The sequence below is a fragment of the Leifsonia araucanica genome (genome assembly GCF_051161895.1).
GTDB lineage: Bacteria > Actinomycetota > Actinomycetes > Actinomycetales > Microbacteriaceae > Leifsonia.
This window is the reverse complement of sequence record NZ_JBMBTW010000002.1, coordinates 1,315,034-1,334,839: the sequence shown is the minus strand read 5'-3', so window position 1 is coordinate 1,334,839 and position 19,806 is coordinate 1,315,034. Positions and strand designations below refer to the sequence as shown.

18 protein-coding genes are annotated in these 19,806 nt (G+C 69.9%); 14 read left to right on the top strand and 4 right to left on the bottom strand.

From position 1 onward, the window contains the following. Positions 1-84 precede the first annotated feature (84 nt). The 4 genes from ACN6M5_RS06425 (at position 85) to ACN6M5_RS06410 (ending at position 3,446) form a co-directional block, all read left to right on the top strand. Entirely contained in the window at positions 85-495 is a 411-nt protein-coding gene (locus ACN6M5_RS06425) for a DUF6113 family protein (RefSeq protein WP_434948941.1), read from the top strand. 33 nt (positions 496-528) lie between these two features. Continuing rightward, complete coding sequence (gene fdxA, locus ACN6M5_RS06420; RefSeq protein WP_055895722.1) at positions 529-849, top strand: ferredoxin; 321 nt, start codon at positions 529-531, stop codon at positions 847-849. Between the two features lie 16 nt (positions 850-865). Next, positions 866-1,984, top strand: coding sequence for a succinyldiaminopimelate transaminase (gene dapC / locus ACN6M5_RS06415; RefSeq protein ID WP_434948940.1), 1,119 nt, complete (start codon positions 866-868; stop codon positions 1,982-1,984). A gap of 124 nt (positions 1,985-2,108) precedes the next feature. Continuing rightward, positions 2,109-3,446, top strand: coding sequence for a citrate synthase (locus tag ACN6M5_RS06410; RefSeq protein ID WP_434948939.1), 1,338 nt, complete (start codon positions 2,109-2,111; stop codon positions 3,444-3,446). 31 nt (positions 3,447-3,477) lie between these two features. Here ACN6M5_RS06410 and ACN6M5_RS06405 read toward each other — a convergent pair whose 3' ends face one another. Further along, a complete protein-coding gene (locus ACN6M5_RS06405; protein WP_434948938.1) occupies positions 3,478-6,120 on the bottom strand; it encodes a penicillin acylase family protein in 2,643 nt (880 codons plus the stop codon). A 79-nt stretch (positions 6,121-6,199) separates the two neighbouring features. After that, a complete protein-coding gene (locus ACN6M5_RS06400; protein WP_434948937.1) occupies positions 6,200-6,826 on the bottom strand; it encodes an SACE_7040 family transcriptional regulator in 627 nt (208 codons plus the stop codon). Positions 6,827-6,932: 106 nt separating this feature from the next. Between ACN6M5_RS06400 and ACN6M5_RS06395 the strand changes: the two genes are divergently transcribed. The 8 genes from ACN6M5_RS06395 to ACN6M5_RS06360 all read left to right on the top strand — a co-directional run bounded on the left by ACN6M5_RS06395 (position 6,933) and on the right by ACN6M5_RS06360 (position 16,298). Continuing rightward, positions 6,933-8,540: a carboxyl transferase domain-containing protein gene (locus ACN6M5_RS06395; protein WP_085370493.1), complete on the top strand. Its 1,608-nt coding sequence runs from the start codon at positions 6,933-6,935 to the stop codon at positions 8,538-8,540. 5 nt (positions 8,541-8,545) lie between these two features. Next, positions 8,546-10,741: an acetyl/propionyl/methylcrotonyl-CoA carboxylase subunit alpha gene (locus tag ACN6M5_RS06390; RefSeq protein WP_434948936.1), complete on the top strand. Its 2,196-nt coding sequence runs from the start codon at positions 8,546-8,548 to the stop codon at positions 10,739-10,741. Positions 10,742-10,781: 40 nt separating this feature from the next. Then, complete coding sequence (locus ACN6M5_RS06385; RefSeq protein WP_434948935.1) at positions 10,782-11,993, top strand: acyl-CoA dehydrogenase family protein; 1,212 nt, start codon at positions 10,782-10,784, stop codon at positions 11,991-11,993. Positions 11,994-12,100: 107 nt separating this feature from the next. Then, the gene (locus ACN6M5_RS06380; RefSeq protein ID WP_434948934.1) at positions 12,101-12,868 is read left to right on the top strand and encodes a CoA transferase subunit A; all 768 of its coding nucleotides are present in this window, start codon (positions 12,101-12,103) and stop codon (positions 12,866-12,868) included. Next, entirely contained in the window at positions 12,865-13,551 is a 687-nt protein-coding gene (locus ACN6M5_RS06375; protein ID WP_434948933.1) for a CoA transferase subunit B, read from the top strand. Before ACN6M5_RS06380 ends, ACN6M5_RS06375 begins: the two co-directional genes overlap by 4 nt. Continuing rightward, the gene (locus ACN6M5_RS06370; protein WP_434948932.1) at positions 13,548-14,051 is read left to right on the top strand and encodes a MaoC family dehydratase; all 504 of its coding nucleotides are present in this window, start codon (positions 13,548-13,550) and stop codon (positions 14,049-14,051) included. Before ACN6M5_RS06375 ends, ACN6M5_RS06370 begins: the two co-directional genes overlap by 4 nt. Next, positions 14,048-14,863 carry an HpcH/HpaI aldolase/citrate lyase family protein gene (locus tag ACN6M5_RS06365; protein WP_434948931.1) on the top strand — a complete coding sequence of 272 codons (816 nt, stop codon included), beginning with the start codon at positions 14,048-14,050 and terminating at the stop codon, positions 14,861-14,863. Before ACN6M5_RS06370 ends, ACN6M5_RS06365 begins: the two co-directional genes overlap by 4 nt. A 274-nt stretch (positions 14,864-15,137) precedes the next feature. Beyond that, on the top strand, positions 15,138-16,298 hold the full coding sequence (locus ACN6M5_RS06360) for an aldo/keto reductase (protein ID WP_256922058.1): 1,161 nt from the start codon (positions 15,138-15,140) through the stop codon (positions 16,296-16,298). Positions 16,299-16,477: 179 nt separating this feature from the next. Here ACN6M5_RS06360 and ACN6M5_RS06355 read toward each other — a convergent pair whose 3' ends face one another. Next, positions 16,478-17,062 carry a TetR/AcrR family transcriptional regulator gene (locus tag ACN6M5_RS06355; protein ID WP_434948930.1) on the bottom strand — a complete coding sequence of 195 codons (585 nt, stop codon included), beginning with the start codon at positions 17,060-17,062 and terminating at the stop codon, positions 16,478-16,480. Between the two features lie 169 nt (positions 17,063-17,231). On the opposite strand from ACN6M5_RS06355, the gene ACN6M5_RS06350 reads away from it, so the two are divergent. Beyond that, positions 17,232-18,644 carry a M16 family metallopeptidase gene (locus ACN6M5_RS06350; RefSeq protein WP_434948929.1) on the top strand — a complete coding sequence of 471 codons (1,413 nt, stop codon included), beginning with the start codon at positions 17,232-17,234 and terminating at the stop codon, positions 18,642-18,644. A gap of 37 nt (positions 18,645-18,681) precedes the next feature. Next, a complete protein-coding gene (locus tag ACN6M5_RS06345; RefSeq protein WP_085370429.1) occupies positions 18,682-19,284 on the top strand; it encodes a histidine phosphatase family protein in 603 nt (200 codons plus the stop codon). A 25-nt stretch (positions 19,285-19,309) separates the two neighbouring features. On the opposite strand, the gene ACN6M5_RS06340 is transcribed toward ACN6M5_RS06345, so the two are convergent. Further along, complete coding sequence (locus ACN6M5_RS06340; RefSeq protein ID WP_434948928.1) at positions 19,310-19,801, bottom strand: GNAT family N-acetyltransferase; 492 nt, start codon at positions 19,799-19,801, stop codon at positions 19,310-19,312. Positions 19,802-19,806: the final 5 nt, after the last annotated feature.

Below are 19,806 nucleotides of genomic sequence, written 5' to 3'. Positions count from 1 at the left end.
GAGAGGATGGGGGATTGGTAAGGCTAACCTTACCTACTCCGACTCTAGACATCCGCACCCAGCATGTCCAGCTAGGATTCGAGAATGCTCAGCCGGATCGCCAACTACGTGCTGCTCTTCCTCGTGGGAGCCGTGGTCGGCGCGGTCGGAACGGTGGCGCACCAGGCCACCGTCACCTGGGGCGTGACCATCCCGCTCGGGCTGATCGGCTCGCTCGCCGCGTACACCGCGCTGCTGGTGGGGCTGCGGCTGCTCGGGCGCAACCGCATCCCGACCCTGGTGACGGCTGTCGGCGCGATCCTGGCCATTCTGCTGTTCTCGCAGAAGAGCGCGGGCGGTTCGGTGCTCATCCCGAACAACCTGCTCGGACAGCTCTGGCTCGCCGGTCCGATCGTGATCGCCGCCATCGTGCTCGCGTGGCCGGACCTGTCGAAGTCGCGGCGCCCGGCGGTCGCTCCTGCCGGAACAAGCGCGGGCGGAAACGGCCTAAGCTAGACGAGTACAACTCGCGAAGGGAAATACTGCACTGTGACCTACGTCATCGCCCTCCCCTGCGTCGACGTGAAAGACCGGGCCTGTATCGACGAATGCCCTGTCGATTGCATCTACGAGGGCGAACGGTCGCTCTACATCCACCCAGACGAGTGCGTCGACTGCGGCGCCTGCGAGCCGGTCTGCCCCGTCGAGGCGATCTACTACGAAGACGACCTGCCGGAGCAGTGGGCCGACTACTACAAGGCGAACGTCGAGTTCTTCGACGACATCGGATCCCCGGGCGGAGCAGCCAAGGTCGGCGTCATCGCCAAGGACCACCCGGTCATCGCGGCCCTGCCCCCGCAGGCCCACTGAGCCGCGGCTCGCACCGATGGCTCTCGCCGAACTCCCCGACTACCCCTGGGACCAGATGGCGCCGTTCGCGGCCCGCGCCAGGGAGCACGCCGACGGCATCGTCGACCTCTCCATCGGCTCCCCGGTGGATGCGACCCCCGACCTGATCCGCCGCTCCCTCGCCGAGGCGACCGACGCGCACGCATACCCGCAGACGGTCGGCACCCCGGCCCTGCGCGAGGCGATCGTCTCCTGGTTCGCGCGGCGCAGAGGCGTCACCGGCCTGACGGTCGACAATGTGCTTCCCACGATCGGCTCCAAGGAGCTGGTGGCGTTCCTGCCGTTCATGCTCGGCCTGGGGGAGGGCGACGCTGTCGTGCATCCACAGGCCGCGTACCCCACATACGCGATCGGGGCCGCTCTGGCCGGTGCCGAGGCCGTCGCCTGCGACGACCCTGCGCTGTGGCCGGAGAACACCCGGCTGGTCTGGCTGAACAGCCCGGGCAACCCGGATGGGCGCGTGCTGTCCGTCGACGAGTTGCGGGCCGCTGTCGAGCGCGCCAGGGAGCTGGGCGCATACGTCGCGAGCGACGAGTGCTACGCCGAGCTCGGCTGGGATGCTCCGTGGGACGAGACGCCCATCCCGAGCGTTCTCGACCGGCGGGTGATCGGCGACTCGCGCCACAACGTGATCGCCGTGTACTCGCTGAGCAAGCAGTCGAACCTCGCCGGCTACCGCGCCGCGTTCGTCGCGGGATGCGCGACGGTCGTCGGCAAGCTGCTGACCGTGCGCAAGCACGCCGGACTCATGCTGCCCGCCCCGCTGCAGGCGGCGATGGTCACCGCGCTCGGCGACGACGAGCACGTCTCCGTGCAGCGCGAGCGCTACCGCGCGCGGCGCGACCTGCTGCGGCCGGCGCTCGAAGCCGCGGGCTTCCGCATCGACAGGAGCGAGGCCGGCCTCTACCTCTGGGCGACGGAGGGACGGGATGCGTGGGACAGCATCCAGCGCCTGGCCGACCTGGGCATCCTGGCCGGTCCCGGCGTCTTCTACGGCGACGGCTCTCCCCAGCACGTGCGGCTGTCGCTGACGGCGACGGACGAGCGGATCGCTGCGGCGGCGTCCCGCCTGCGGGCCGTTGGAGACAGTCTCTAACGGGATCAGCCCCCTTTTGCACGATGCGACAGTTGTCGCCGTCGTTCGTTAGGCTGTATCCGCACGACTTTTGCAGCGCTGCCACGATCGGCGCGCGAACTCATCCCATATCCCTGGAGGCGTTGTGAGCGGACTCGGCACCGAGAAGGCAGAGGCGGAGCGAACTGCACCCGCCCGGACCGAGGCGGCGACCGCTTCGCTGAGCTACCCCGGTGGCACGGCTGAATTCCCCATCCTGCCGAGCGTCGCCGGTGCGTCGAGCATCGACTTCTCGACGCTCACCAAGCAGACGGGGCTCACCAGCCTCGACTACGGCTTCGTGAACACGTCGGCCACGCGCTCGGCGATCACGTACATCGACGGTGACGCCGGCATCCTGCGCTATCGCGGGTACCCGATCGAGCAGGTCGCCAAGAACTCGACCTTCCTCGAGGTGGCCTGGCTGCTCATCTACGGCGAGCTTCCCAGCCAGAGCGAGCTCGCGGAGTTCGACGAGAAGATCCGTCGCCACACGCTGCTGCACGAGGACCTGCGCCGGTTCTTCTCCGCTCTGCCGCACGACGCGCACCCGATGTCCGTCCTGTCGAGCGCGGTCTCCGCGCTGTCGACGTTCTACCAGGACTCGCTCAGCGTGCACGATCCGGAGCAGATCGAGCTGTCCACCATCCGCCTGCTGGCCAAGCTGCCGGTGATCGCGGCGTACGCACACAAGAAGAGCCTCGGCCAGGCGTTCCTCTACCCGGACAACTCGCTGAGCTTCGTCGACAACTTCCTGCGCCTCAACTTCGGCACGCTGGCCGAGCCGTACGAGGTCAACCCCGTCGTGTCCAAGGCTCTGGAGCGTCTGCTCATCTTGCACGAGGACCACGAACAGAACGCGTCCACCTCGACGGTCCGCCTGGTCGGTTCGACGCAGGCCAACCTGTTCGCCTCGGTGTCCGCCGGGATCAACGCCCTCTACGGCCCGCTGCACGGCGGAGCCAACGAGGCCGTCCTCGACATGCTCGCGGGCATCCGCGACTCCGGCGAGAGCGTGCAGAAGTTCGTCGAGCGCGTGAAGAACAAAGAAGAGGGCGTGAAGCTGATGGGCTTCGGGCACCGCGTCTACAAGAACTTCGACCCGCGCGCCCGCCTGGTCAAGGAATCCGCCGACGAGGTGCTGGCCGCCCTCGGCGTCCACGACCCGCTGCTCGACATCGCGAAGGAACTGGAAGAGGTCGCCCTGGCCGACCAGTACTTCATCGACCGCAAGCTCTACCCGAACGTGGACTTCTACACGGGCGTCATCTACAAGGCGATGGGCTTCCCCACCCGGATGTTCACCGTCCTGTTCGCGATGGGCCGCCTGCCGGGCTGGATCGCCCACTGGCGCGAGATGAACAGCGACCCGGCGACCAAGATCGGCCGCCCGCAGCAGCTGTACACGGGCTCGGCCGAGCGCGCCTGGCCCACCGACCGCTGAGTCTCGCGGCTCGCTCTCTTCGGGGCGCGGGTCAGCGCGTCGCGGGGCGGAGCGTGAGAGTGGTGTCCGCCGCGGCGGAGACCGCGGCTCGGGTGAACGGCCACGGCCTGGTCTGATTGTGCTGCCAGAGCGGCGTCTGGTCGGTGTAGTGGGGGCTGAACGCGTGCCCGGATGCACCGGTGAGGTTGATCCAGGTGCTCTTGTCGAAGTCGCTCAGGTCGATCACCTGACGCATCGACGGCACCCAGTCCACCTGGTAGCCGACCGAGGCGTCCCAGCCCACCGCATCCACCACGCTCGAACTGCCGCCGACCGGGTACGGCCCCCGGTTGAACAGCCACTCGATCGGGGCGATCCCCGATTCGCCGAAGCTCGCGTTCGTCAGCTCGATGGTGTGGATGCTGTCCCAGCGCCACCGGGTCTGGTCGCTGCCCATGAGCCGCTCGGCCTCGGTCCACGCCTTCGCCGCGACGACCTCGAACATCGAGTCCCTGGTGCTCGTGCCGAGTTTCTTGTCGACCCACCAGGACGAGTCCTCGGCCTTAACCAGGTTCTGCACCACCGCGAACCACCGGTCGCCGCCCACCGGAGGGGCGGAGGCGGGGAGCTTGCGCCCGAACGCATCCTGCAGCAGGGAGCGCCAGAACACGTTGAAGTACGCCGCCGCCGGGCTGTCCGCGTCGTCGTGGAAGTTCCAGCCGGCCAGCAGCTGGGCGGCGCGGTACGCCCCGGATGACGGGTCGGCCTTGTCGCCGATGGCCCGGATGATCGGCACCAGGGTCGCGGCGTTCGCGTCGTATTTGTCTGCCTGGATGGCCGCGGAGTCCGCCGCGGTGATCTTCGTGCCTGCCGCGATCAGGGCGTCGAGCCGCACCTGGATCTGGTTGGCCCGGTAGCCGTATTCCCAGTCCTTGGTGATGAGGTGCGGAAAGTCCGGCCCGACGGCGGCGTTGTTCGCGGTGACGATGACACCGCTCGGCGGGTTGTAGACCGACGGGAGGTCGTCGTACGGGATGGTGCCTGTCCAGCCGTACGCGCTGGTCCAGCCGGGGACGGGCACGGTGCCGTCTCCGGATGCGCGGATCGGCACGCTGCCGGGCGCCTGGTAGCCGATGTTGCCGTCCACGTCGGCGTAGATGAGGTTCTGCGACGGAACCTGGAAGTTCGCGGCGGCCGCGCGGAAGCTGGTCCAGTCGGTCGCCGCGTCGAATGCGAAGATCGCGCCGGCGGTCGGCCCGGGGGTGAGCGCCGACCATTGCAGCGACAGCTGGAACTTCTGTGCGGGGACACCGAGCTTGCCCGCCTGGTCCTTCGCGATGATCCCGAACCCGTCGGTGAGGTCGGTGACGATCGGGCCATGGCGGGTGGATCGCACGGTGAGGTGCACGTCCTTCCCTCCGGCCACCCGGATCGTTTCCTTCCTGATAGTCAGGGGGACCTGCTGGCCGTCGTACTCGTAGGTGTTCCCGGTGACCTTCTCCTCGTAGAGGTCGGCGACGTCCGGGCCGAGGTTGGTGAAGCCCCAGGCGATGCGGTTGTTGTGCCCGATCACGACGCCGGGCAGGCCGGAGAAGCTGAACCCGGCGACGTCGAACGGGCACTCCGGCCCGACGGTGCGGCAGTGCAGGCCGATCTGATACCAGACGGACGGCATGGTCGCGCCGAGGTGCGGATCGTTCGCGAGCAGCGGCTTGCCACTCGCAGTGTGCGCGCCGGAGACGACCCACGAGTTCGACCCGATGTCGCTCCCGGCCGGGCCGAGCAGGGTGGGAAGGGACTCGAGGCTCGACGTGAGCTGAGTGAGCGCCGGCACGTAGGCGGACGTGGTCGCCGCGGAGGCCGAGGTGGTGGTTGGCGTGCCCGCCGCGCCGTCGCTCGCCGCACCGTCGCTCGCTGTGCTGTCGCTCGCGTCGACCGCCGCATCCGGTGTCGTCCGCTCCGGGTGCCCATTGCCCTCCGCGGTGATCGTCGGGTGGGTGGAGTACGGGTATCCCGGGTGCAGCTGTGCGATCTGCTGCGCGCTCAGCTTCGTGGACAGCAGCGCTCTGTCGATCTCGTCTTCGAGGTTGGAGCGGAGGTCCCACGCCATCGCCTTCAGCCACGCCACCGAGTCCGCGGGCGTCCACTTCTCCGGCGTGTAGCCCGGGTTCTGCAGGCCGAGCACCGCGTACTCGAGCGACAGCTCGGCGCCCGAGTGCCTGGCGAGGTAGGCGTTCACCCCGTCCGCGTAGTCCTGGTAATAGCGCAGCTGCGTCTTGTCGAGCAGCTTCACCTCCTGCTCGGCGACCGTTCGCCAGCCGAGCGTGCGGATGAACGAGTCCGTCGGCACCTGGCTGGCCCCGAACATCTCGGCCAGCCGGCCGGAGGTGACGTGGCGGCGGAAGTCCATCTCCCAGAACCGGTCCTGCGCGTGCACGTAGCCCTGCGCGCGGAACAGGTCGTCGGCCGTCGACGCCTCGATCTGGGGGATGCCCGCGTCGTCCCGCGTGACCGTGACCGACGACGACAGCCCGGGCACGTCGATCGTCCCCGAGGTCTGCGGGAACGACCGGACGACCGTCCAGATCCCGAGCCCGCCCGCGATGACCACCAGCACCAGCAGCACGGCGACGACGATGCCGATGACCCGCAGAACACGGTGGTGCCGTCGTAGTCGGGGTGTGTCGTCGCCCACGCGCCAGTCCTTCCGGTGGATGGTGTCCTGCGACTGTAACGCATAGGGGTGACGCCCAGAATGCCGCCACCGGCGCCCGTCAGTGCGCGTTCAGCCCCGCCCAGGCCATCCGCTCCAGCACCGGCCGCACCGTCGCCGCATCCACGCTGGTGCCGCCGACGCGGGCCGTGTGCGGGGTGGAGTTGATCAGACCGAACGCGGCCTGCACGCGCATCCGGAGCTCGTCGGGGGAGAGGGAGGGGTGCAGGCGGCCGAGCACGCGCATCCAGAGCTCGATGTAGCGGCGTTGCAGGCGGCGTACGGCGCGACGCTCCTCGCCGGGGAGGGAGTCGAGGTCGCGGTCCTGCACGCGAATGGTGTCCGGTTCCGTCACGGCGAAGTCGACGTGGAAGACGATGAGGGCGCGGAGGGCGCTCGCCGGGTCGTCTGCTGCGTCTTCGACGCGGGTGCCTCCGTCGAGCAGGCGCTCGCTGACGCCCACGAGCAGCGCGGCGAGCACGGCTTGCTTGGACGCGAAGTGCCGGTACACCGCCGGGCCGCTGACTCCGGCGGCTGAGCCGAGGTCTTCGATGGAGACCCCGTTGAAGCCGCGTTCGGAGAAGAGGCTGGCCGCCGCGTCGAGCAGGGCGGCGCGCCGGTCGGCCTTGGCCTGGCTGCGCTGGGTGGGCCGGCCCGTGTCCTGCGCGGTGCCTGCGAGTTCCGTCATGGTCTGCTTCCGGGTGCTGGACTTTTGAGTTAATGAACACTAACCTAAATCCGAGTTAGTGACCACTAACCGAATGTCGACGACGACGAAGAGCGAGAAGCCGACGATGCCAACGCTGACCAGCGCCACACGCGCAACGGATGCCGGATACGAGCAGAACGAGGCCGCCCAGCGCGCCCTGGTGACCGAACTCCGCCAGCGCCTCGCCACCGCTGCGGCGGGGGGACCGGAGCGCTCCAGGGAACGGCACATCGCGCGCGGCAAGCTCCTGCCGCGCGAGCGCATCGACGCACTCCTCGACGACGGAAGCCCGTTCCTCGAGATCGCCCCGCTCGCCGCCACCGGGATGTACGACGACGAGTCGCCGGCGGCGGGAGTCATCGCCGGGATCGGCCTGGTGCACGGCCGCCACGTGCTCGTCATCTCCAACGACGCCACCGTCAAGGGCGGCACCTACTACCCGATGACGGTCAAGAAGCACCTCAGGGCGCAGGAGATCGCGCTCGAGAACAGGCTTCCGTGCATCTACCTCGTCGACTCCGGCGGCGCATACCTGCCGATGCAGGATGAGGTGTTCCCCGACCGCGACCACTTCGGCCGCATCTTCTACAACCAGGCCAGGCTGTCCGCCGCCAAGGTGCCGCAGATCGCCGCCGTGCTCGGCTCGTGCACCGCCGGCGGAGCGTACGTGCCCGCGATGAGCGACGAGACCGTGATCGTGCGCAACCAGGGCACGATCTTCCTCGGCGGCCCGCCGCTGGTGAAGGCGGCGATCGGCGAGGTCGTCACGGCGGAGGAGCTGGGCGGCGGCGACCTGCACGCCAAGACCTCCGGCGTCGTCGACCACCTCGCCGAGAACGACAGGCACGCCCTGCAGATCGTGCGGGACATCGTCGCCACCCTGCCGGAGCCGGCGAGCCCGGCGTGGGACGTGCATCCGGCCGTCGATCCCGTTGCCGACCCCGCCGAGCTGTACGGGGTGGTCCCCACCGACGTGCAGGCGCCGTACGACGTGCGCGAGGTCATCTCCCGCATCGTCGACGGCAGCGAGCTGCACGAGTTCAAGAAGGAGTACGGCACGACGCTGGTCACCGGGTTCGCGCGCATCCACGGGCATCCGGTGGGCATCGTCGCGAACAACGGGGTGCTGTTCAGCGAGTCGGCGCTGAAGGGCGCGCACTTCATCGAGCTGTGCGACCAGCGCGGCATCCCGCTGCTGTTCCTCCAGAACATCTCCGGCTTCATGGTCGGCCGGGACTACGAGGCAGGCGGCATCGCGAAGAACGGCGCCAAGATGGTCACCGCCGTCGCCACCGCGCGCGTCCCGAAGCTCACCGTCGTGATCGGCGGCTCCTTCGGCGCAGGCAACTACTCGATGTGCGGGCGGGCGTACTCCCCGCGCTTCCTCTGGATGTGGCCCGCCGCGCGCATCTCGGTGATGGGCGGTGCGCAGGCGTCGTCCGTGCTGGCGACGGTCAAGCGCGAACAGCTGGAGGGACGCGGCGAGGAGTGGTCGGCGGAGGCGGAGGCCGAGTTCAAGGCTCCGATCGCCGACCAGTACGAGCAGCAGGGCAGCCCGTACTACTCCACCGCCCGGCTCTGGGACGACGGCGTGATCGACCCGGCGGACACCCGCACGATCCTCGGCCTCGCCCTCGACGTCTGCTCCCGCACCCCGCTCCCCGACACGGCCTTCGGCCTCTTCCGGATGTGATCGCCGTGGCCTCCCACTCCATCAGCTCTCCCTCGGCGACCGCCGCGCCCTTCGGCACCGTGCTCGTCGCCAATCGCGGCGAGATCGCCTGCCGCGTCATCCGCACCCTGCGCCGACTGGGCATCCGGTCGGTGGCCGTCTTCAGCGACGCCGACCGGGATGCGCCGCACGTCGCCCTCGCGGACGTCGCCGTCCGCATCGGGCCGGCGCCGGCCGCCCAGAGCTATCTCGACATCGCCGCGATCGTGGCCGCCGCGCGGTCCACCGGCGCGCAGGCTGTGCACCCGGGATACGGCTTCCTCTCCGAGAACGCCGACTTCGCCGCCGCCTGCGAGGCGGAGGGCATCGTCTTCGTCGGCCCCGGCGTGCACGCTCTCGACGTGATGGGCGACAAGATCGCCGCGAAACGGGAGGTCGAGGCGCACGGCGTGCCGACCATCCCGGGCATCGCGCGCCCCGGCCTGACCGACGACGAGCTGATCGCGGCGGCGGACGAGATCGGCTTCCCGGTGCTCGTCAAGCCGTCGGCGGGCGGCGGCGGCAAGGGGATGCAGTCGGTGCGGAACGCGGCAGACCTGCCGGAGGCGCTCGCCGCGGCCCGGCGCGTTGCTGCCGCGGCGTTCGGCGACGACACGCTGTTCCTCGAGCGGCTGGTCGATAGTCCTCGCCACATCGAGGTGCAGGTGCTCGCCGACCGGCATGGCACCGTCGTGCACCTCGGCGAGCGCGAGTGCTCGCTGCAGCGACGCCACCAGAAGGTGATCGAGGAGGCTCCGTCCCCGCTGCTCGACGCGGCCACCAGGGCGCGCATCGGCGAGGCGGCCTGCGCCGTCGCCGCCAGCGTCGACTACGTGGGGGCCGGCACCGTCGAGTTCCTGGTGTCCGACGCCGCCCCCGACGAGTTCTTCTTCATGGAGATGAACACCCGGCTGCAGGTGGAGCATCCGGTGACCGAGCTGGTGACCGGGCTCGACCTGGTGGAGTGGCAGTTGCGCATCGCCGCGGGCGAGCCCCTCGGCTTCGCCCAGCAGGATGTGCGCCTGTCCGGCCACGCCATCGAGGCCCGGGTCTACGCGGAGAACCCGGAGCGCGGCTTCCTGCCGAGCGACGGCAGCGTGCTCGCCCTGCACGAGGCATCCGGCGACGGCGTTCGGGTGGACAGCGGCCTGGCCGCCGGGCTGCCCATCGTCACCGAGTACGACCCGATGCTCGCCAAGGTGATCGCCTGGGGCGCAGACCGTCGGGAGGCGCTGGCCCGCCTCGACAGCGCCCTGGCAGACACCGCCATCCTCGGCGCCGTCACCAACGTGCGCTGGCTGCGCGACCTGCTCGCCGACGACGACGTGCGCGCCGGGCGCCTCGACACCACCATCATCGATCGGCGCTTCTCCGAGCAGGCGCCGACGGAGGCGAGCGAGCCCGAGCTGATCGCGGCGGCGCTGATCGCGCACCTCGACCGCATCGAGCGGGCGGAAGGTGCTGGCGCAGCGGACGCCGGCGCCGCGGGCGGCCTGTGGGCCACCCCATCCGGATGGCGGCTCGGCGAGCACCGGCCGACGCCCTACGACTTCGGAACGGCCACCGTGCAGGTCACCGGCGATGCCGCGGCCCTCGACACCGCGACGGCGACGGTGACCGTGGATGCGCGCGACAGCGGGCAAGACGGCGCGCGGTCCTCCGCCACCCGCACGGGCGGGTTGCGTCTGCTGCCCCCCGCGTCGTCCGGTCAGCCGGGCACGGCGCTCCTGACCCTCGATGGCACGGTGACGGCGTTCCGCTACGCCAGGGACGGTGCAGCCATCTGGCTGGGCACCGGGGGAGCGGCCAGGCAGCTGCGGCTGGTCGGCCGTGCGGAGCGGATCGCGCGCGACCTCGCGGGGCTCGCCCGGGTGGCCGGCGCCGCCGACCCCGAGCTGCGCACGCCGATGCCGGGAACGGTCGTCGCGGTCGCCGTCGCGAGCGGGGACCGCGTCGAGGCGGGCGACACGGTCGTCACCGTGGAGGCGATGAAGATGGAGCACCGTCTGGTGGCTCCGCTCGCCGGGACGGTGCACGTGCGCGTCGCGCCGGGCGACCTCGTGAAGCTCGACCAGCTCGTCGCGAGCGTGGACGTAGACCCCACCCCATCCACCGCGCCGGCCGCGCCCACCGGCGGGCCGCGCGCATCCACAGGGCCGACACCATCGGCCACCACCCCGTGACCGTCGCACGACGACGATCCACCAGGAGACAGGGAACCCCATGACCATGCAGATGACCCGATCGGAAGCGGCGAACACAGACGTCGCCGGCTTCGAACTCACCGAGGAGCACCTGCGCCTGCGCGATCAGGTGCGGGACTTCGCCGACACCGTCGTCGCGCCCGCCGCATACGACTACGACACCCGTCGCAGCCTGCCGTACGACATCATCGCCGAGATGGGGAGGATGGGCCTGTTCGGGCTGCCGTTCCCCGTCGAGTACGGCGGTCAGGGCAAGGACTACCTCTCGCTCTGCCTCGCCGTCGAGCAGCTGGGTCGGGTCGACCAGTCGATCGGGGTGACCCTGGAGGCCGGGATCGGTCTTGGGGCGATGCCGATCTTCCGGAACGGCACGGAGGAGCAGAAGCAGGAGTGGCTGCCGATGCTGGCCCGCGGTGAGGCGCTCGCCGGGTTCGGCCTGACGGAGGCGGACGCCGGCTCGGACGCGGCGGGCACCAAGACCACCGCGGAGCTGCGCGACGGCGAGTGGATCATCAACGGCTCGAAGCAGTTCATCACCAACTCGGGCAGCGAGATCACCAAGCTGGTCACCATCACCGCCGTCACCGGCGAGTCCGAGCGCCCGGACGGCTCCGTCAAGAAGGAGCTGTCCGCGATCCTGGTGCCGGTCGGGACGCCCGGTTTCGTGCAGGAGCCCTCCTACGACAAGGTCGGCTGGCACACCTCGGACACGCATCCACTGACCCTCACCGACGTGCACGTGCCGGAGGCGAACCTCCTCGGCGAGCGCGGCCGAGGATACGCGAACTTCGTGCAGACACTGGATGAGGGCCGCGTCGCGTTCGCCGCGCTCTGCACGGGTGCTGCGCAGGGCTGCCTCGACGAAGCGATCCGGTATGCGAAGAGCCGCAACGTGTTCGGCCGTCCGATCGGCGCCAACCAGTACATCGCGTTCAAGATCGCCAGGATGCAGGCCCGCGTGCACACCGCGCGCCTCGCGTACTACGACGCCTGCTTCAAGCTGATGGCGGGCAAGCCGTTCAAGATGGAGGCCTCGATCGCCAAGCTCACCTGCAGCGAGGCGGCGATGGACAACGCCCGCGACGCCACCCAGATCTTCGGCGGATACGGCTTCCTCAACGAGAACCCCGTCGCCCGCCACTACCGGGACTCCAAGATCCTGGAGATCGGAGAGGGCACCACCGAGGTCCAGCTCATGGTGATCTCCCGGGCCCTCGGCTTCAACGCCTGAAACCAGCCCCCAAGCCATCGAGTCCGAAGTTATTCACGCGACACGCCCAGCGAGGGCGTGAACAACTTCGGACTCGATCATCAGGGAGCAGAAACGAGGAAGAAGACATGATCGACAAGGTGGTGGCGAGCGCGGAGGACGCGGTGGCGGACATCCCGGATGGGGCGTCGCTCGCGGTGGGCGGGTTCGGGCTGTGCGGCATCCCGAGCGCGCTGATCGCCGCGCTGCACGAGCGCGGCACGACGCAGCTCGAGGTCGTGAGCAACAACTGCGGCGTGGACGACTGGGGGCTCGGCATCCTGCTGGCGGACGGGCGCATCCGGAAGATGATCAGCTCGTACGTCGGCGAGAACAAGGAGTTCGCGCGGCAGTTCCTCTCCGGCGAGCTGGAGGTGGAGCTGACCCCGCAGGGCACTCTGGCCGAGAAGCTGCGGGCCGGCGGAGCCGGCATCCCGGCGTTCTTCACCCCGGCCGGCGTCGGGACGCAGATCGCCGAGGGCGGCCTGCCCCGCCGCTACAACGCGGACGGCTCGGTGGCGGTGGCGTCCGAGCCCAAGGAGGTGCGCAGCTTCGACGGAGCGGACTATGTGCTCGAACGCTCGCTCACGCCCGACTTCGCCCTCGTCCACGCGGCGAAGGGCGATCGGTACGGCAACCTCGTCTTCCACGCCGCGGCGATGAACTTCAATCCGCTCGCCGCGATGGCGGGGCGCATCACCATCGCCGAGGTGGAGGAGCTCGTGGAGCCGGGCGACCTCGATCCCGGCTCCGTGCACATCCCGGGCATCTTCGTGCAGCGGGTGGTGCACGCGCCCGACGTGGAGAAACGCATCGAGCGCAGAACGGTTCGCATCGACGACGGGAGCACCCGATGAGTCTCAGCCGCACCGAACTCGCCGCCCGGGTGGCGCGCGAACTGCGCAACGGCCAGTACGTCAACCTCGGGATCGGGATGCCCACCCTCATCCCGAACTACATCCCGGACGACGTGGAGGTGATCCTGCACTCGGAGAACGGCGTGCTCGGCGTCGGCCCGTACCCGGAGGAGTCCGCCGTCGACCCCGACCTCATCAACGCGGGCAAGGAGACGGTCACCGTCAACCGCGGAGCGGCGTTCTTCGACTCGTCGCTGTCGTTCGGGATGGTGCGCGGCGGCCACGTCGACGTCGCCGTGCTCGGCGCGATGGAGGTCTCGCAGAACGGCGACCTCGCCAACTGGATGATCCCCGGCAAGATGGTCAAAGGGATGGGCGGGGCGATGGACCTGGTGTTCGGCGCCAAACGCCTCATCGTCATGATGGAGCACGTCGACAGGGAGGGGCGGCCGAAGATCGTCGCCGAATGCTCGCTGCCGCTGACCGGAACGGGATGCGTCGACCGCGTCATCACCGACCTCGCGGTCATCGACGTGGTGCGGGAGGGCGACGGCTCCGCCGCGCGGCTCGTCCTGCGCGAGACGGCGCCGGGCGTCACGGTCGACGAGGTGATCGCCGCGACGGGCGCACCGCTGACCGTCGAGCTGACGGGTGCGGACGCCGGCGAGAGGAGTGCGTCGTGAAGGAGATCGAGCAGCGCGGACTCTACTACGAGGAGTTCGAGGAGGACACCCGCTACCTGCACCGTCCAGGACGCACCGTGACGGAGGCGGACAACGTCTTCTTCACCACGCTCACGATGAACACGCAGGCGCTGCACCTCGACGCCGCCTGGTCGGCCACCCAGCCGTTCGGGGAGCGGCTGGTGAACTCGATGTTCACTCTGGCGACGCTGGTCGGCGCCTCCGTCGCCCAGCTCACGCAGGGCACGATCGTGGCGAACCTGGGCTTCAGCGACGTGACCTTCCCGCATCCACTGCACCACGGGGACACCCTCTACTCGGAGACGGTCGTGGTCGCCAAGCGGTTGTCGTCGTCGCGCCCCGGCCAGGGCATCGTCACCCTGGAGCACACCGGCCGCAACCAGGACGGCACGGTCGTCGCGACCGCCACCCGCCAGGTGATGATGTGGTGCAAGGACGCGCACCTCGACCTGGGCGGAGCGGGCGGGGGCGACGAGTGAGCGGGGGAGTGTTCGCGTTCGGTCCCGCCCTGCTGTTCTGCCCGGCGGATCGTCCTGAACGGTACGGGAAAGCGCTGGAACGCGCCGACGCCGTCATCATCGACCTCGAAGACGCCGTCGACCCGTCCCGTCGCGCCGTGGCACGGGAGGCGCTCGCCGCCTCCGACCTCGACCCGGAGCGCGTCATCGTCCGCGTCAATCCGGCAGGCACCTCCGACCACGCCGCCGACCTGGCCGCGCTCGCCGCGACGCACTACAGCACGGTGATGCTGCCGAAGGCGGAATCGGTCGCCGACCTGCGCGACCTCGGCGGTCTCGCGGTGATCGCGCTGTGCGAGACGGCGGCCGGGGTTCTCGCCGCCCCGCGGCTCGCGACGGCGGGCGAGGTCGTCGCGCTGATGTGGGGTGCGGAGGACCTGGTGGCGTCGCTCGGCGGCACCTCGAGCAGGCACGCCGACGGCCGCTACCGGGATGTCGCCGTGCACGCCCGCTCGGCGGTGCTGCTCGCCGCCGGGGCCGCGGGGATCGCCGCGGTCGACACCGTCCACCTCGACATCGACGACCTCGCCGGGCTCGCGGCGGAGGCGGAGGATGCCGCGGCGGTCGGGTTCGCGGCGACCGCGTGCATCCATCCGGGGCAGGTGGAGACGATCCGGGCGGCGTACCGTCCGACCGACGACCAGCTGCGGGATGCGCGGGAGCTGCTGGATGCCGCGGCGGAGGCGGGCGGCGTGTTCCGTTTCGGCGGCCGGATGGTGGACGGACCGGTGATCGCGCACGCCCGTTCGGTGCTGGAGCGCGCCCGGCGGTGACCCGCGTGAGCGGTCCGTTTTCGTGTGTTCTGGCCCGATTTGCGCACGAATCCGACGCCATCCGTTTTCGTGATGAAACTGTGACCAAGCATTGTGTAACAGTTCACCGCGATTGTCCCTGGCCCGTCGGACGTATGCCTTACGCTGCAAGTAAGTATCGGGGAACCGGGGTCCTCGAATCGATTCGAACCGCACGGAGTAAGGGGGAGGGAACATGCCACAGCTGTTACCTCTCCGTCTGCGTGATACGGTCGCGCGACGCGGAGCGACCCCCGTGGAGCCCGCGGATGGTGCCGACGCCGGTCAGACCGCCCGGCCGTCCACGGTCGCGCGCGGTGCGTCCGCTCGCGGTGGCGCCGGAGCGCGGTCGGTGGGAACGGTCGAGACCGGAGCTTTCGAGACGGGCGCTTTCGAAGCCGGCACCCCGGAAGAGGTGCTGACCGAGTCCATCGGCGTCGAGACCGCTGCCATGCCTGCCCTCGATCCGGCCCTCGAACGCACGGGCCCGCTGTCGATCATCGCGCCCCGCCGCATCGGCGAGAGCGACCTCGCGGTCTACCCGCTGTCGCTCGGCGCCAGCGTCTTCGGCTGGACGGCCGACGGCGACACGTCGCTGCGCATCCTGGACAGGTTCGCGCACCTCGGCGGCAACTTCATCGACACGGCGGACAGCTACGTCGGCGGCCGCAGCGAAGTGCTCATCGGCAAGTGGATGCGCGAGCGCGGCAATCGCGACCAGGTGGTCGTCGCCACGAAGGTCGGCCGCCACCACGAGAACCCGGGCCTCGGTTCGGTCAGCATCGTGCGCGCCGTCGAGGCGTCGCTCGAACGTCTGCAGACCGACCACATCGACCTGCTCTACTTCCACGACGACGACCCGGATGTGCCCCTCGAAGACAGCCTCGCGACCGTCGAGTGGCTGATCGAGTCCGGCAAGGTCCGGTACCTCGCCGCGTCCAACTTCAGCGCGGACCGCCTCATCGAGGCGCGCATCCTGTCGTCGACGGGCCTGCCCAAGTTCATCGCGGTGCAGACGCAGTACAACCTGATGCACCGCACCGAGTTCGAGAGCGCGCTCCGCATCGTCGCCGCGGCCCAGGGCCTCGCCGTGATGCCGTACTACGCGCTCGCGAACGGGTTCCTCACGGGCAAGTACCGCAGCAAGGGCGACCTGAACGCCGACGCCCGCAGCATCCGGGCCGCCGCATACGTCAACCGCAAGGGCCAGCGCGTCCTCGCCGCCCTCGACCGCATCGCGGCCGAGCAGCAGGTCACGCCCGCGAGCATCGCCATCGCCTGGCTCCTCGCCAAGCGCAACGTGGTCGCACCGGTCGCCAGCGCCAGCCGCCCCGAACAGGTGGATGCGCTCATGGTCTCGGCAGGCATCCGCCTCACCAGGGCCAACATGCTCGAACTCGACCGCGTCTCCGAGTAGGGCAGGCAGGCCGACGCGTCCCGGCCACTCCGGTGGAGAAGTCCAGCCGGTGGAGAAGTCCAGTGTTCCCGCCGACGATGTCCGTTCAGGCGGAAAATCCTGCGTCCCGGGGCGTGGTTTCCGCCCTAGCGGAGCCGCGCGCGGCGTGTCGGCCGGAATCTCCGGATGAGCGCGCGCCCCTACGCCTCCGCGAGGATGCGGTCCAGCGAGCGGTGCAGCGCGGCTCCCGCCGCGATCGCGTCGCCGACGTAGCCGCCGGCGAGCGCGCCATCCCGCGCGAGGATCAGGTCGTCTGCGGCGTCGCCCGGTCGCGGGTGGCCGATGTCGCGGAACAGCTCCTCGATGCGGCGCGCGTACCAGTCGCGGTGGGTGCTGACCGCGACGCGCACCGGGTGGGTCTCGTCGGCGAACTGCGCTGCGGCGTTGATGAACGGGTCGCCGTGGAATCCGGGACGCACCGCTTCGAGGTTGATCGAGTCGACCAGCGCGCGGGCGATCGTGCGCGGGTCGTGGCCTTCGCGCTCCTGCTCCTCGAACCAGTCGCGCACCTGCTTGTCGCGGCCTTCGACGTACGCGATGATCAGCAGGTCTTTCGAGCGGTAGTGCTTGTAGAACGTCGCTTTGGTGACGCGCGCTCCCGCGATGATGCGGTCGACACCCACCGTGTGGATGCCTTCCTGGTAGAAGAGCTCGTCCGCCGTCGCGAGGATCTTGACCTTCGACGGCGCGGGCGGCCGGATGGTCGCTCGGGCACTTACGACCATCCGGCACGACTCCTTCACTGCGGAGGGCGGTCGGGTCCGCCCTCGTGATTCTGCTCCGACGTAGGGACCCGTCGGAGCGCTGTGACACCAGTATATAGTAGACAGACCAGTCTGTTTGTCCTCATTTCGTGCCAAAGGATTCCTGAGCCCCTGGCGTAGGGTGGAAGGGATGAACAGCGCAGTCGACCTCCCGCTCGGTCTGGCCGACCTCTCTTTCGCCGCATCCGGCGACGCGCTGGTCAGGCGCACCGTCCTGCCGAGCGGCGTCCGCATCCTGAGCGAGCAGGTGCCCGGTGCCCGCAGTGCCACCCTCGGATACTGGGTCGCCGTGGGCTCCCGCGACGAAATGGATGCGATCCCCGCCACCCCGGCACGCCCGGCCTCCGGCGCCGCTCCCGCCACGCCCGCGCTCCCGGCCGTCCCCGCGAGCTTCGGCTCCACGCACTTCCTCGAGCACCTCCTGTTCAAGGGCACTCCGACCCGGACGGCACTCGACATCGCCATCTCCTTCGACTCGGTCGGCGGAGAGCACAACGCGATGACGGCCAAGGAGTACACCTGCTACTACGCCAAGGTGCAGGACCGCGACCTGCCGATGGCCGTCGAGGTCATCGCCGACATGCTCACCTCCTCGCTCCTCGACCCCGTCGAGTTCGAGAACGAGCGCGGCGTCATCCTCGAAGAGCTGTCGATGGCCGAGGACGATCCGGCCGACGTGGCCAACGAGCGGTTCTTCGAGGCGGTGCTTGGCGCGCATCCACTCGGCCGTCCGATCGGCGGCAGCCCGCAGACCATCCGCGAGGCGACCAGGGATGCGGTGCTCGCGCACTATCGCGCCAACTACCGTCCCCAAGACCTCGTCATCACGGCGGCGGGCGCCGTCGACCACGACCTCCTCGTCTCGGGCGTCGAGCGCGCACTCGTCGCGGCCGGCTGGGACCTGGGCGTGGAGGCGTCCCCGGTCGAGCGCCGCGCATCCACTGCTGCCGTCATCGAGCGCGGCGCGTCGATCGTCACCGTCCAGCGCCCCACCGAGCAGGCCAACCTCCTCATCGGCGTCCCGGGCATCGTCGCCACCGACGAGCGCCGCACCACGATGGGCGTGCTCAACTCCATCCTCGGCGGCGGGATGTCGTCCCGGCTCTTCCAGGAGGTGCGCGAGAAGCGCGGTCTCGCGTACGCCGTGTACTCGTTCTCCGGCGCATACTCCGACGCCGGGATCTTCGGCCTCTACGCGGGATGCGCTCCCGCGAAGGCCACGCAGGTCGCCGAGCTGATGCTCGGCGAGCTGCACCGCCTCGCCGGCGGTGGCGTCACCCCGGACGAGATGCGCCGCGCCGTCGGCCAGCTGTCCGGGGGCGCCGCCCTCGCCCTCGAGGACTCCGACACCAGGATGTCGCGGCTCGGCAGAGCCGAGATCAGCCTGGGCGAGTTCTCCGACCTCGATGAGAGCCTCCGGCGCCTGCACCTCGTCACCGCCGACGATGTGCAGAGCCTCGCCACCGACCTGGCGAGCCGACCGGTCTCCATCTCCGCGGTGGGGAGCGTGACCGACGACCAGTTCGCCGGCCTCGCTCCGTGACCCACCGCTTCCATCCGTACCTCCGAAAGGCTTCCCGGTGCCCCATTACCTCTATCTCGTTCGCCACGGTGAGCAGCAGGATGCAGAACACGGCCTCCCCGACGGCCCGCTCTCGCCGCGTGGCAAGCGTCAGGCCCAGCTGGTCGCTGAACGGCTGAGCGGCGTGCCGTTCACCGGCATGTACCACTCGCCGCTGAACCGCGCGGCGGAGACGGCAGCGATCATGGCGGAGCGGATGCCCGCACTGACGCCGGAGCCGTCGAGCCTGCTGTTCGACTGCATCCCGTCCGGGCCGACCCCGGACATGCCGAAGGCGTTCGAGTCGTTCTTCGGCAACGTCACGGATGCGGAGATCGAGGCGGGGCGGGCGCAGATGGACGACGCGGTCGGCGAGTTCCTCACGCCGGCGCTCGGCGACAGGCACGATCTGCTCGTCACGCACAACTTCGTCATCGGCTGGTTCGTGCGGCACGTCTTCGACGCTCCGGCGTGGCGGTGGCTCGGACTCAACCAGGCCAACTGCGGGCTCACCATCATCCGGGTGCGCTCGGCGAAGCCGCCGGTGCTGGTCGTCCACAACGACCTCGGGCATCTGCCCGTCGAGCTGCGCACGGGCCTGCCGGAGCTGCAGCCGGTCTAGTCGCGGGCGGCCTCGCCGGCCACCCTCAGAGCTGCTTGCGGAACCAGTCCGTCGCGTTGGGGTTGTCGTTGTACGGCTGGATGTTCTCGTAGCCGTGCGACCGGTACAGCCCGCCCGCCGCCTCCAGGCTGGCGTTGGTGTCGAGCACCACTTCGGTCGCACCGAACCCGCGCGCCCGGTGCTCCAGTTCGGACAGGATAGCGCGCCCCAGCCCCTGCCCGCGGTGCGCGGGCGCGACCCACAGGTGCTTGATCTCGTAGCGCACCACCGGCAGCTCGGGGTCGGCGTCGGCGAGCGGGACGCTGAGCTCCCTCACGCCGCCGCAGCCCGCCTCGCCGTCCTCGTCGTACGCCAGCAGGAACACCCCGGCGGGCGGTACGAACTGGCTGGGGTCGGGGAAGGTCGTGCGGTATGCGCCCTGCGACGCGGGGAAGGAGACCGCCCGCTCCGCGAAGTAGTCGCTGAGCATCCGGTGGGCGGTCGCATCCGTGACGGCGACATCAGCAAAAGACACCATCGCCC